The organism is Maribacter sp., from assembly GCF_039968975.1.
Lineage (GTDB): Bacteria > Bacteroidota > Bacteroidia > Flavobacteriales > Flavobacteriaceae > Maribacter.
The window spans coordinates 1-13,607 of the sequence record NZ_JBDVOT010000011.1; the positions used below are offsets into that span (position 1 = coordinate 1).

15 protein-coding genes and 1 pseudogene are annotated in these 13,607 nt (G+C 34.6%); 13 read left to right on the forward strand and 3 right to left on the reverse strand.

The genetic code is table 11. From position 1 onward, the window contains the following. On the forward strand, positions 1-486 hold a 486-nt coding region (locus ABJI11_RS00440), incomplete at its 5' end, for a hypothetical protein (protein ID WP_348348486.1). A gap of 189 nt (positions 487-675) precedes the next feature. Here the strand turns inward: ABJI11_RS00440 and ABJI11_RS00445 are convergent. Genes ABJI11_RS00445 through ABJI11_RS00455 form a run of 3 tightly spaced genes read right to left on the reverse strand, consistent with a single transcriptional unit; the run spans position 676 to position 2,831 of the window. Continuing rightward, positions 676-1,125, reverse strand: a complete 450-nt coding sequence (locus tag ABJI11_RS00445; protein ID WP_348348488.1) for a GNAT family N-acetyltransferase — start codon at positions 1,123-1,125, stop codon at positions 676-678. Between the two features lie 13 nt (positions 1,126-1,138). Further along, positions 1,139-2,044 (reverse strand): metallophosphatase, encoded by a 906-nt coding sequence (locus ABJI11_RS00450; protein WP_348348490.1) that lies wholly within the window; start codon positions 2,042-2,044, stop codon positions 1,139-1,141. Position 2,045: 1 nt separating this feature from the next. Then, a complete protein-coding gene (locus ABJI11_RS00455; RefSeq protein ID WP_348348492.1) occupies positions 2,046-2,831 on the reverse strand; it encodes a 5'-nucleotidase in 786 nt (261 codons plus the stop codon). A gap of 45 nt (positions 2,832-2,876) precedes the next feature. Between ABJI11_RS00455 and ABJI11_RS00460 the strand changes: the two genes are divergently transcribed. The 12 genes and pseudogenes from ABJI11_RS00460 to ABJI11_RS00515 all read left to right on the forward strand — a co-directional run. Next, entirely contained in the window at positions 2,877-3,410 is a 534-nt protein-coding gene (locus tag ABJI11_RS00460; protein WP_348348494.1) for a hypothetical protein, read from the forward strand. A 2-nt stretch (positions 3,411-3,412) separates the two neighbouring features. Next, a complete protein-coding gene (gene dapA, locus ABJI11_RS00465) occupies positions 3,413-4,303 on the forward strand; it encodes a 4-hydroxy-tetrahydrodipicolinate synthase (RefSeq protein WP_348348496.1) in 891 nt (296 codons plus the stop codon). Positions 4,304-4,422: 119 nt separating this feature from the next. Then, positions 4,423-5,250, forward strand: coding sequence for an outer membrane protein assembly factor BamD (gene bamD / locus ABJI11_RS00470; RefSeq protein WP_348348498.1), 828 nt, complete (start codon positions 4,423-4,425; stop codon positions 5,248-5,250). Between the two features lie 17 nt (positions 5,251-5,267). Next, entirely contained in the window at positions 5,268-5,594 is a 327-nt protein-coding gene (locus ABJI11_RS00475; protein WP_036158283.1) for a DNA-directed RNA polymerase subunit omega, read from the forward strand. Positions 5,595-5,599: 5 nt separating this feature from the next. Beyond that, positions 5,600-6,805, forward strand: a complete 1,206-nt coding sequence (coaBC, locus tag ABJI11_RS00480; RefSeq protein ID WP_348348500.1) for a bifunctional phosphopantothenoylcysteine decarboxylase/phosphopantothenate--cysteine ligase CoaBC — start codon at positions 5,600-5,602, stop codon at positions 6,803-6,805. Then, complete coding sequence (locus tag ABJI11_RS00485) at positions 6,798-7,691, forward strand: DUF4835 family protein (RefSeq protein WP_348348502.1); 894 nt, start codon at positions 6,798-6,800, stop codon at positions 7,689-7,691. Before coaBC ends, ABJI11_RS00485 begins: the two co-directional genes overlap by 8 nt. Positions 7,692-7,746: 55 nt before the next feature. After that, positions 7,747-9,414, forward strand: a complete 1,668-nt coding sequence (recN, locus tag ABJI11_RS00490) for a DNA repair protein RecN (protein WP_348348504.1) — start codon at positions 7,747-7,749, stop codon at positions 9,412-9,414. 160 nt (positions 9,415-9,574) lie between these two features. After that, entirely contained in the window at positions 9,575-10,381 is an 807-nt protein-coding gene (locus ABJI11_RS00495; protein ID WP_348348506.1) for an SDR family oxidoreductase, read from the forward strand. A 55-nt stretch (positions 10,382-10,436) separates the two neighbouring features. Then, positions 10,437-11,444 carry a glycosyltransferase gene (locus ABJI11_RS00500; RefSeq protein ID WP_348348508.1) on the forward strand — a complete coding sequence of 336 codons (1,008 nt, stop codon included), beginning with the start codon at positions 10,437-10,439 and terminating at the stop codon, positions 11,442-11,444. Then, positions 11,444-12,409 (forward strand): CdaR family protein, encoded by a 966-nt coding sequence (locus ABJI11_RS00505; RefSeq protein ID WP_348348510.1) that lies wholly within the window; start codon positions 11,444-11,446, stop codon positions 12,407-12,409. Before ABJI11_RS00500 ends, ABJI11_RS00505 begins: the two co-directional genes overlap by 1 nt. Then, the gene (coaE, locus tag ABJI11_RS00510) at positions 12,406-12,990 is read left to right on the forward strand and encodes a dephospho-CoA kinase (protein ID WP_348348512.1); all 585 of its coding nucleotides are present in this window, start codon (positions 12,406-12,408) and stop codon (positions 12,988-12,990) included. The genes ABJI11_RS00505 and coaE overlap by 4 nt, the downstream gene beginning before the upstream one ends. 83 nt (positions 12,991-13,073) lie before the next feature. Continuing rightward, positions 13,074-13,607, forward strand: a pseudogene (locus tag ABJI11_RS00515) (two-component sensor histidine kinase); the annotation flags it as partial.

Sequence of the window (13,607 nt, forward strand, 5' to 3'; positions counted from 1 at the left end):
TATAATTTCAATCAATTAGAAGAAAAAACAAAAATTAAAATTTCTGAAAATTCTATAACTCTATTAGATACAATAAAAGTTGATTATACATTTTCAGGACATAATATTTTAGAGATAAGACCTTATTATAAGAATAAAAAAATCCAAGAACCAGCAATATTCCATCGACTATTGCCGACAAAACTAGGGTCTAATGTGAAAGGTGATTTTGAGGGTTCCTCCTATACAGTTCAATTAGATAAAGAGAATTTATCATTTAAACTAGGAGAAAAAAGAAGTATGAAGAAACTTATTATTAATTATTATCCTACAATCGTATCAGATATGGTATCTATTATTAATTTTGCTGATAATTCTTTTTTATGTTTTTATCTACGAGGTACTATAGGATTTGCATATCATATAATAGAATTAAAAAAATTCTCAATGATTATTCACGGTATTCCATATCACAAGGGAGAGATTATTTTAAGTAAAGTAAAATAGGATGCTTTCTGCTTGAATAATTTATCTATTAAATACTTCTTTATCAATATAATATTCTACAGCATCTCTAAAACCATACTTAATAATATTAGTGTTTAATTGAGCTTTAATCTTTAAAATAGATTTTAGTCCTATTAACTTCGCTGCCCATAAATTAAGATGTTGTAAGATTACCAAATACCTGATAATCTACAACACCTTCTTAAAACAAACACTATTCTTCATATGCTCATAAGGGGCGTAGTTATCAGTAACGGTGTAATTATTCTTTTTGTAGAGTGCAATGGCTTCCGGCTGTCGTAATCCAGTTTCTAAGACGGAGTAGCTGTAATTCAATTCTTTTGCCCAATCTTCTAATACAATTAGTGCTTTTGAGGCAATTCCTTTACCACGAAAATCTTGATGTACGAACATACGTTTAATTTCTACGGAGTCTTTGCTAAACTCCTTAAAAGCACCACAGGCAACAAGGTTTTCATCTGAATAAAAGACAACACAGTTTTTCAAAGCATCAATACCATTGAACTGTGCATAAAAAGCATTCTCATGGCCATCCCTTAAAGCTAAATCTGCATCAAGTAAGGCTACTAATTCTTTGAAGTTTTGGTTATCTCTAGAGCAACGTTTATAGTAAAGCATAAGAGGTCTCTTTTTAGACTTTAATTGTGTATCCGTTCGCGTTAACAGTGCTGTTGTCAAAATAAAAATCAATTCTACCAAGGTTTACTCCAAAACATCCTACTTGATTTACCAATACATCACGCTCAGCAGCATTAGAAACAATGGTGGGTTTGTCTAAAAAAGTGTGCGTATGTCCGCCAATAATTAAATCGGTGTATTTAGTCTTTTTAGCAAGTTTTAAATCATCTGGCTTTTGAGAGCTATATTCATACCCTAAGTGAGAAAGACAAATGACCAAATCGCATTTTTCTTCTTCTTTAAGTTTGGTTTCCATATCTGTAGCCAGTTCATAGGGGTCAAGAAATACAGTTTCTTTATAGAGCTGTTTTGTTACCAGTCCGTCCAACTTAATACCTAATCCGTATACGCCAACTTTAATTCCGTCTTTCTCATAAATTTTATAAGGCTGCGTTAATCCGTCTAAAACTGTATTGGAAAAATCGTAATTGGCACTAATGAAATTAAATTTAGCGTAAGGCATTTGAGCTAATAACCCATCAATACCATTATCAAAATCATGATTACCAATAGTGGTAGCATCATAATTAAGCATGCTCATTAATTTAAATTCTAGCTCGCCGCCATAAAAATTGAAGTAGGGGGTACCTTGAAAGATATCACCGGCATCAAACAAAAAAGTATGTGGATTTTCTTTTCTAATACTATCAACCAAACCCGCTCTGCGCGCCAAACCACCCAACCCGGGAAAGTCTGCATGGTCATTAGGGAAAGCATCGACATGACTATGAACATCATTGGTGTGTAAAATAGTAATATGTTTCTTTTTAGAGGCATTGCAAGAACTGAGTCCTAACCCACCAAGGGTTAGAAGACTAGAAGATGCTGCAGTATTTCGTATAAATTTTCTTCTTTCCATATTACTGTAATTGATAATATCTTAAATCTACTTTTGGGGCAAGGGTGTCCACTTTAGAAAAGAAATCTATCATGGCATTGCGTATTTTATAATCGGTTTCAGTTTTAGATAGAGCATCTTTGAAAAAGTTCATATTATCACCGCCGGTAACCAAGTAATCTGATGTGGCTATATAGTAAGATTTGTCCGTATCTAAAGGTTTTCCATCAATTGTAAAAGATTTGACCGAATTGTCTTTGTTTAAAATAAGTTGCATACCGGCTACGGGATGAGCTCTTTTGGACTTTTTAAGATAATCTACCATTTTTAATAAAGATGATCCTTTTAGTTCTACGACAACGACCGAGTTTTCAAAAGGCATAACCTCATAAGCAGTTCTAGAAGTTACATTTCCTTTCGAGATAATTGATCTTATACCACCATGGTTCAAAAGCACTATGTCAATGGTATTGCCCGTGCGTTTATTAAAAATAGGATTTGTCTCCTTCAGTACGATATCTGCCATTAAATTACCAGCTGTAGTATTGAATTTACCATCGGTTTTTGAAATAACATAGGGAGCATATGCCAAAGTGCTATCTAAAATACTTTCAACACGATCATGATACGGCTGAATAAATTTTTGAATACTGTCAACTGAAGTATAATTGGTGTCAATTGCTATCTGCTTGCCAGTCAGTTCAGTGAGGTGTTCAGGAGTGTTTTTGCATGATACTAAATTCAACAATGTTATAAATATAACATAATGTTTTATATTTAAAATACCAAAGTGTTTTAACTTCGCCATATAGTTGCAGGGATATTATTTACATTTGTCTAAATGTAAAAATACATGTTTTTAAAAGGAATTAAGGACAAGTTTAAACGGAAATCAGGCCGTAAAATATTAAAACAGCTGTTGGCAACACCAGCTGCTGTAACGCGTGAGGCTAAAGGAATACGTTCTGTAGGTTGTATTGTGGATTTAGATAAATTTGAGAAATCTGAAGTTTTTTTTCAGTTTCAAGAAGAGTTGTCTTTGAACCCAAATGCAGTTAAAATAATTGGATATAAGCGTTTTTATGACAAAAACTCGCCATATGCCACTCCGGTTTTTTCAGATAAGGACTTAGGGTGGAAGGGTGAAATTGAAAACAGTTATGCCCTTGAGTTTTTAGGAAGAGAATATGATCTTTTAGTGAATTATTATAATGAGGATAGTCTGTTGTTGAATTTAATGTCGGTGAAGGCGAAGGCTCGTTTAAAAGTAGGATTCAAAGAAGTTGGACCTACTTACAATGATTTAATGTTAGATACGCCGTTAAAGGACTTTCAAATATTTAAAAAAGAATTGAAAAAGTACTTGGGCATTTTTAAAGAGATTTAATTATGAAAGATTTAAGGGGAGCAGGGGTAGCGTTAATTACGCCTTTTAAAGTAGATGGATCGGTAGATGTAGAGGCTCTTAGAAAAATTGTAGCTTTTAATATAGAGGGCAATATAGATTACTTGGTAGTGTTAGGTACTACCGCAGAATCTGTTACCCTTTCAAAAGCAGAAAAGCAATTGGTTATGCGTACCGTAGAAGAGGCGAACCAAGGTGCTTTGCCATTGGTTATAGGTATTGGTGGTAACAACACTATGGCGTTGGTAGAAGAGTTGCAAACTTCAGATTTATCTGCGTATGATGCCATTTTATCTGTTTCTCCATATTACAATAGACCAACTCAAGAAGGTATTTATCAGCATTTTGCAGCCATCTCTCAAGCATCACCATTACCAATAATTTTGTACAATGTACCAAGTCGTACGGGTAGTAACATGTTGCCTGAAACCGTAGTTCGCCTAGCAAAGAAATTTGATAATATCGTAGCGGTAAAAGAGGCTTGTGGTAATATGACACAGGTGCAAGAACTAATTTCTAAAAGACCAGAAGGCTTTTTAGTACTTTCTGGTGATGATATTACTGCGTTACCAACAATAGTTGCTGGCGGTGATGGCGTTATTTCTGTAATTGGTCAAGGTTTGCCAGAAGAATTTTCTAAAATGATTCACGAAGGTTTAAATGATAATACAGAAGTAGCCTACAGCTATCATTACAAAATGCAAGATGGTATGAAGTTGATTTTCGAAGAAGGCAACCCGGCAGGGATTAAAGTTATATTCGAATATTTAGGGTTGGCCAACCCTTTGGTAAGACTGCCATTGATTACTGCAAGTGATGCTTTAAAGCATAGAATTGTTTCTTTTATGGAATCTATGATACGCATACCAGCATAAATATTCGTTAAATCTTTACTTAGTAGGACATTCTTGAAGTGTAAAGCCTGTATTTTTATTGGTTTAAAATGTTTTTTAAATCCATTGATAATCACTAATTTTGCAAAATGTTTTTTAAGATGAGGAAAGTTTTTCCAGTACTATTGATTGCCATTGCTTTACAATCTTGCAGCGAGTACCAAAAGGTACTTAAGAATGATGATGTAAAAGCGAAATACGACATGGCCGAAACTTTCTATGAAGAAGGTGATTACAGAAGAGCAAATAGATTACTTGAGCAAATAGCACCTAAATATGTAGGTAAGCCTCAAGGAGAAAGAGTTATGTTCTTCTTGTCCAATAGCTACTTTATGCGTGGAGATTACAATATGGCGGGCTATCAGTTTGAGCGTTTTGTAAAATCTTATCCAAAAAGTGATAAGGTGGTTGAAGCAACATTTTTAGGGGCAAAAAGTTTCTATGAATTGTCTCCTGAATATTCTTTGGATCAGACCGATACTGATAAGGCGTTATTGAAAATACAGAATTTCATAAATACGTATTCAGAATCTGAATATTATGCAGAAGCCAATGCCATGGCGCAAGAGCTTACAACAAAAAAAGAAGAAAAAGCGTTTGAGATATTAAAGCAGTACAACAAATTAGGCGAGTTTAATTATGATATGCTTAAATCTGCTGTAGCGGCTAGTGATAACTTTGTGTCAGATAATCCTGGTTCTCCGTTTAGAGAAGAGGCAATGTTTGTTAAGGTTGAAGCGTTGACTCATATGGCTGTAAACAGTTTTGAGCAGTTAAAGGAAGAGCGTTTAATGAAAGCTAAGTCTGCACATGCAGCATTGAAAAAGCAGTTTCCGGAATCTAAATTTGATAAAGAAGCTACCAATTTAATTGAAAAAATTGATAAAGAATTACAACGTATGCAAGCGCAGACCGTTGAATCAAAATAAATAATTTAATTATGAATATGAACGATTTAAAAAACTCAAAGGCATCGGTATCTACGGTAACTATTAACCGTAATGAGTTTGATGAACCTACTGAAAATATCTACGAGGCTATTTCAATAGCTGCAAAGCGTGCTGTTCAGATCAATTCTGAAATTAAGAAAGAGCTTTTAGAGAAATTAGAGGAGTTTGCTACATATAGCGATAGTTTGGAAGAGGTTTTTGAAAACAAAGAACAAATTGAGGTTTCTAAGTTTTACGAAAAATTACCTAAGCCACATGCTATGGCAGTAGAAGAGTGGTTGATGGATAAAATCTACCATAGAAATACAGAAAAAGACGCTTAAGAAATATGTTGAACGGCAAAAATGTTCTTTTAGGAATAACCGGAGGAATTGCCGCTTATAAAACAACATTCTTAGTTCGTTTATTTATAAAAGCTGGCGCTAACGTTAAGGTCATACTTACCGATAGCGCCAGCTCTTTTGTTTCCCCGCTTACGCTTGCCACCTTGGCTAAAAATCCCGTTGTTCTTGATTTTGTAAAAACAGAGGAAAATACGGTAGATTGGAATCATCATGTAGAAATGGGGCTTTGGGCAGACTTAATGTTGATTGCGCCGGCTACCGCAAATACCATGTCTAAAATGGCAACAGGTAATTGCGATAATATTTTAATGGCTACGTATTTGTCTGCAAAATGTCCGGTTTTTGTTGCTCCTGCAATGGATTTGGATATGTATAAGCATCCAAGTACAAAGACTTCTTTAGATACACTTACGTCATACGGTAACATGATTATTCCTGCAACTAGTGGAGAACTTGCAAGTGGTTTGCATGGAGAAGGTAGAATGGCAGAGCCAGAAGATATTATAAGCTTTATCAAGAAGCAGTTGTCAGTAGGGTTACCATTGTCAGGTAAGAAGGTTTTGATTACTGCAGGACCAACCTACGAAGCTATTGATCCTGTACGTTTTATAGGTAACCATTCTTCAGGGTTAATGGGGTTTGAACTTGCTAAAACAGCCGCAAGTCTAGGTGCTGAAGTGAATTTGGTTACTGGACCTACACATTTATCCGTTACCCATAATCTTATTCAAGTTATCAATGTAGTTTCTGCTGATGATATGTATCAAAATGCGCATAAATATTATGAAACTTCTGATATTGTAATTTGTGCGGCAGCAGTAGCAGATTATAGACCTAAGACAATTGCAGAACAAAAGATTAAAAAATCCGAAGAAAACTTTACTATCGAGTTAGTGAAGAATAAAGATATATTGAAAACCTTTGGTGACCATAAAAAGCATCAATTCTTGGTCGGTTTTGCTCTGGAAACCGAAAACGAAATTGAAAATGCAAAAGGGAAACTAAAACGTAAAAATCTTGATGCCATTGTACTGAATTCAATGCGAGATAAAGGTGCTGGTTTTGGCGGGGTTACCAATAAAATTTCATTTATAGATACCAATTCTAACATTACTACGTTTGAACTAAAGACCAAGGCAGAAGTTGCCGTGGATATCTTCAGTGAAATTATTAAAAGACGATATGCGTAAGGCAGTATTTCTATTACTTTTTACCTTCATTAGTTTAGTTGTAAGTGCTCAAGAATTAGTTTGTGCGGTTACAGTCAATTCTGACCAGCTTACTCAGGGTGATCAGCAAGTTTTTAAGACTTTGGAGCGTTCTTTGAATGATTTTGTCAATAAAACGAAATGGACAAACAGGGTGTATAAAGAGAACGAAAGGGTAAATGCTCAAATGTTCATTACTATAACATCTTTCGAATCGAATAGTTTTAGTGGTAATATTCAAATACAGTCATCAAGACCGGTTTACAATACATCTTACTCTACACCTGTTTTTAATTATAAGGACAATGCTTTCAATTTTCAATACATAGAGTTTCAACCCATGATTTTCAATGAGAATCAGTTCGAGTCTAATTTAGTGAGCGTAATGGCTTATTACGTTTATGTAATATTAGGGTTGGATGCCGATACTTTTTCTTTGGAGGGTGGAACAGAGTTCTATAGAAAGGCACAGAATATAGTAACACAGGCACAGGGCAGTAATTCTGCTGGATGGAGCCAATCTGCGGATTCTAATAGAAGTAGATTTGAATTAATTGATAATCTATTGTCAAATACCTACAGAGAGTATCGTATTGCTATGTATAACTATCATAGAAAAGGGCTTGATATTTTACCGGATAACAATAGTACGGGTAAACAAGTAATTGCTGGTACTATGAATCTTTTCCAGACCATGATCAATAGAAGGCCAAACGCCTTTTTGATTTCAACGTTCTTTGATGCAAAATCAGAAGAGATAAAGAATATTTTCTCTGATGGTCCAAAAGTTGATATTGTAAAGCTAAAAGAAACGCTGAATAAAATTGCCCCATTATACGCTACAACTTGGAACGATATTAAATATTGAACCATTTTACAAAACGGAATTATAGATTACCTTTGTGAATCTAAAATTCTAACGTGTGCTTTCAACCCTTTCCATTTCTAATTACGCATTAATTGATCGTCTAGAAGTAGACTTCAATAAAGGTTTCACGGTTATTACTGGTGAAACAGGTGCCGGTAAATCTATTTTACTTGGTGGTTTATCTTTGGTACTTGGTAAACGTGCGGACTTATCTTCGTTACGGGTTAAAGATCAGAAATGTATTATAGAGGGTACTTTTAAGATTGATACTTACGGGCTTCAGGGTTTCTTTGAAGAAAATGATTTGGACTATGATGATAGTACGGTCATAAGACGTGAAATTTTACCAAGTGGAAAGTCTAGGGCATTTGTTAATGACACTCCTGTTACTTTAGGGGTTTTGTCAACATTGGGAGAAAACCTTATTGATATACATTCTCAGCACCAGACCATGCAACTTACCGAAAATGACTTTCAGATGAAATTGGTCGATGCATTGGCAAACAATCAAAAACGACTAACGGCATATAGAAAAGATTTAAAAGCGTATCGTAAAGCCCTGAAAGAGTTAGAGAAACTTATTGAAGTACAGAGCACTGCTAACAAAGAGCAAGATTACAATACGTTTTTGTTGGAAGAGTTAGAAAAAGCGCCATTGAAAGTAGGAGTTGTTGAAGAGCTGGAAGAAGAATATGAACAGCTGAACAATGTAGAGTTGATTATGGAGCAGTTGTCTAAAGGAGATCAGTTGTTCAATGATGAACAAATTGGTGTTCTGCCATTGGTGGCGGAAATGCGTCAATCACTTTCAAAGTTGGTTGATTTTGGTACAAATTATAAAGATTTGTTCGAGCGTGTAAAATCAGTCATGATAGAATTGGATGATGTTAGTTCAGAATTACAACGATTACAAGAAGGTGTTGAGGCAAATCCTGATCAATTGGAGCAAGTAAACAATAAATTACAGTTGCTGTATAATTTGTTGAAAAAGCATAATGTAAGTGACATTGCAGAATTGATTGTTATTAAAAATGATCTTGCCGACAAAGTTTTTGAAACAGCCAATTTAGAAGATAATATTGCTGCTAAGACAAAGGAAATTGAAGAAATGCAGTCTGTCTTAGAATCGAAAGCAATTGTTTTACGAGAAAAGAGAAATTCTGTAATACCGCAATTAAAGAAAAAATTAGAGTCGGACTTAGGTCTATTAGGTATGCCTAGTGCATCCTTTGAAATAAAAATAAGTGCTGCACAGGCATTTACGACCACGGGTAAAGATGAGCTTTCATTTTTATTCACCGCCAATAGAGGTGGTAGTTATGGCGAATTAAAGAAAGTAGCATCTGGTGGAGAATTATCAAGAATAATGTTGGTGATCAAATCAATACTTGCCAAGTATGAAAAGCTACCAACAATAATGTTCGATGAAATCGACACAGGTGTATCTGGTGAAATATCTGACCGAATGGCTGATATTATGAAAGATATGAGTGCTGATCTTCAAGTATTCTCTATTACACATTTGCCACAAGTAGCATCAAAAGGAAACAATCATTTCAAAGTTTTTAAAACCGAAGGTAAAGAACGTACCATGACTAATTTAAAACAATTGACAGATGATGAAAGAGTGGTGGAGTTGGCGCATATGTTAAGCGGAAAAGATTTGTCAGATTCTGCAATGGCACATGCAAAAGAACTTTTAAGCGCATCTTCAAATAAATAAATCACAACTTATTTAGATTATGTAATTGCTCTTCTTTAGTAAAGAAGTTATGTCTTTGCATGAAGACTGCTGTTTTAAGGTTTTTAAGTAGTACATCAATTCGCTATTAACATATTTTAGATATCTTTGAATTTTAAATCTAACTATAGAATCAACCATCATGGGATATAACTTATTAAAAGGTAAAAGGGGAATTATTTTTGGAGCATTAGACGAGAATTCTATTGCGTGGAAAACAGCACAAACGGTACACGCTGAAGGTGGTACTTTTGTATTGACAAACGCCCCAATTGCCATGAGAATGGGTCAAATAGATCAATTGGCAAAAGAAACCGGTTCAGAAATAATACCTGCAGACGCAACAAGTGTTGAAGACTTGGATAGTTTAGTAGCAAAGGCAGTTGAAATTTTAGGAGGAAAAATCGATTTTGTATTGCATTCTATCGGTATGTCGGTAAATGTGCGTAAGGGTCGTGCTTATACAGACGAGAAATATGATTTCACAGCAAAAGGATGGGATGTTTCTGCACTTTCTTTTCATAAAGTATTACAATCACTTTACAAAGCAGATGCAATGAACGAGTGGGGTAGTGTAGTTGCTTTGACTTATATGGCGGCACAAAGAACTTTCCCTGATTACAATGATATGGCAGACAACAAAGCATATTTAGAGTCTGTTGCCCGTAGCTTTGGTTATTTCTTTGGTAAAGAGAAAAATGTACGTGTAAATACTATTTCTCAGTCACCAACGGCAACAACTGCAGGGCAAGGAGTAAAAGGTTTTGATGGCTTTATCAGCTATGCAGAAAAAATGTCTCCTTTAGGTAATGCTTCAGCTCAAGATTGTGCTGATTATACCATAACATTATTCTCTGACCTTACAAGGAAGGTAACCATGCAGAACTTGTTTCATGACGGTGGTTTCTCTAATACAGGAGTTAGTCAAGAAGTTATAGAGAAGTTTTAATCAAGATTTTAATATTCCAATTTCATTGGAGCCTATTCATTAAAGGAGCGTAAAAATGGACTTGTCGTTTTCTTTTATCATTCCCGTATACAATAGACCCAACGAAATAAAGGAGCTGTTGGATAGTCTACGTTTACAGACTTATGACAAAACTTTTGAGGTTGTTATCGTCGAAGATGGTTCTACAATTTCATCTGAAGATGTTATAAGTGAGTATGTAGATACTTTGGCAATTTCTTATTACAAGAAGCCTAATTCTGGTCCTGGTGATTCCCGTAATTACGGAATGGCCAGGGCAAAGGGCAATTACTTTATCGTGTTAGACTCTGATTGTATTTTGCCACCGCAATACCTTGTGGCTGCAGAGAAGAGTTTGCAAGAAGATTATGTGCATTGTTATGGCGGTCCAGATGCGGCGCATGAATCTTTTTCTACGGTCCAAAAAGCAATAAATTATGCTATGACCTCTTTTTTGACCACTGGTGGAATTCGTGGTGGTAAGAAGGCGGTAGATAAATTTCAGCCTAGAAGCTTTAATATGGGTATATCTAAAGAAGCTTTTGAAAAGGTAGGCGGATACGGAAATATTCACCCAGGTGAAGATCCAGACCTAACGATACGCATTTGGAATAGTGGTTATAAGACCAAATTGATATCAGAAGCATTTGTATATCATAAAAGGCGAATAGATTGGAACAAATTTTATATTCAGGTAAATAAATTCGGAATGGTTCGCCCAATATTGAACAAATGGCATCCTGAAACTAAAAAGATTACCTATTGGTTCCCGACTTTATTTTGTTTAGGATTAATAATTTCAATTATATTGGCGGCATTAGGTTTTGCAGTACCGTTGTATTTATATGCTTTATATTTTTCAGTATTGTTTGTGGACGCGATTGTTAAAACGGGTAATTTAAAAGTAGCCTTATTATCTTTAGTTGCAACAGCGATACAATTTTTTGGATATGGATATGGATTTTTAAAATCTACCTTGTATATTGATTCCTCAAGTAAAAAACCAGAGGAAATATTTCCTAAATTATTTTTTAGAGTGAGTTAATGGAGCGTTTAATTGAGTGGATACAAACAGGACTAAAGAAAAGAAAGGTAAAAGTCTTTCTTGTGTTCTTGTTGTGTGCTTCTCTAGCGTGGTTAATTAATAAATTGTCGCTTACGTATACGAGCAACACTACTTTTCAAATAGAATATATTAATATACCTGAAGAGTTTTTATTGGCAAATACCCCAAAAGATGAAATTCAAGTAAGACTTCAAGCAGCGGGATTTCAGTTTTTAGGTTATGAATTAAAACCAAAGCATATTCAGTTAGATGTAAGCAAGGTTATTCATAAAGATGATGCCTATTATTTAACAGAAGATCAAATTAAAATTCAATTAGAATCTCAGCTCAATAATTACAGTACGTTGATGGATTTTGAAAGCGATGCTATTTATTTTGATTTTACATCGTTAGACGTAAAAAAAGTTCCGGTGAAAGCTTTGCTGGATATCACCTTTGCTTCAAACTATATTCTTGATGGTGAGATTATAATTGAGCCAGATTCAATTCAAATTTCGGGGCCTAAGAGTCAAATTGATTCCATTAAACAAATAAGAACAACATTGTTTAAGTCTGATTATATAAATACTTCATTCTCAAATGAAATTGAGTTGCAGTTGCCAAAACAATTGAAAGGGACCACATTTTCTAATCAAACAGTAATGATTTCAGGTAAAGTGGTTAAGTTTTCTGAGCAGGTAATACAAGTACCTGTGCATGTAATTAATCTGCCAGAAAATATAAAGGTTCGTACTTTTCCAGAAATTGTTGAAGTCCGTTGTCAAGGTACTTTAGAGCATTTGAAAGAATTAGAAGCTGAAGATTTTTCGGTAGAGGCAGATTATTCTAAAGTCACAAAAGGAACAGATAATAGATTATCGGTGAAATTGGTAAAATACCCAAGAACTTTAAACAATGCTGTAATCAGTACAAACGAAGTTGAATTTATACTACGTAGAGAATGATGGTAATTGGTTTAACAGGTGGTATTGGTAGTGGTAAGTCTACGGTAGCAGGTATGTTTAATGAGTTAGGCGTTCCGGTTTATGATTCTGATCAACGCGCAAAGTATCTAATGAATAATTCAGAGCTAATTTTTGAGCAACTGGTTGAGCTGTTGGGAGAAGAAGCTTATGTAGATGGTAGGTTGAATAGATCGTTCATTGCTAGTAAGGTATTTAAAGACAAAGAATTACTTCAAAAATTGAACGGTATTGTTCATCCGGTAGTAAGGCAAGACTTTGTTGATTGGACAAAAGAACAAGACTCACCTTACGTAATTCAAGAAACGGCCCTTTTGTTTGAAAATAGGGCGCAAGAATTGTATGATAAGGTTATTTTGGTAACAGCACCTAAAGAAGTACGTATAGCCAGAGTTTTGCATAGAGATGAAAGTACAAGGGAACAAGTTGAAGCCCGCATGAGCAATCAACTTGATGACGAAACTAAATTGAAACTGACCAATATTGTAATTGAAAATATAGACTTAGATAGAACCAAGGAAAAAGTTCTTAAAGTTCATGCATCTATCCTTGCTGACTGCTAGTTATTTAGCAATTTTAACATTTTTGTTAAGGTTAGGTTAAACGTACTAACCTCTAACTGTTAAATCTTTAATTTTAACACCCAATGAACAAAAAGTTATTTGTGCTCTTAGTGGTTTTAATGAGCCTTTCACTTATTGGTCTGATTTTCGTTCAAAGTTTCTGGATCAGTAAATCCATAGATAGCGGAGAAGAACAATTCTCTAGCAGTGTTTCAGAAGCATTAAACAGTGTCACCAATAAAATTACCGAAAGAGAATCTAAAAACTACTTTGATAGGTATTTACATGCAAAGGATAGTATTGGAGGAGAGCTCAAAGGTGCTCAGCTCACTAATTTTTTCTTTATTGATAGGGATATCAATTCTAATGAAATATTACTGTATGAACACGGTATATTAGAAGAAGATTATGGTATTTCGTCTACGTTCTTTGATAGTAGTGATGGTGCGGATACCACTATCATTAAAAATTTTACCAGTAAACGAACAACCTCAATTTTTAGGGAAGATTTTGATTTAGAGGGTAATACACCTCGTTTTAATCCTATTCAAAGGATTGAAAAGATTGGAGGTCTTAACAAAATGGAAAAGGCTGCCATGGAAGAAATGTTTATGGTT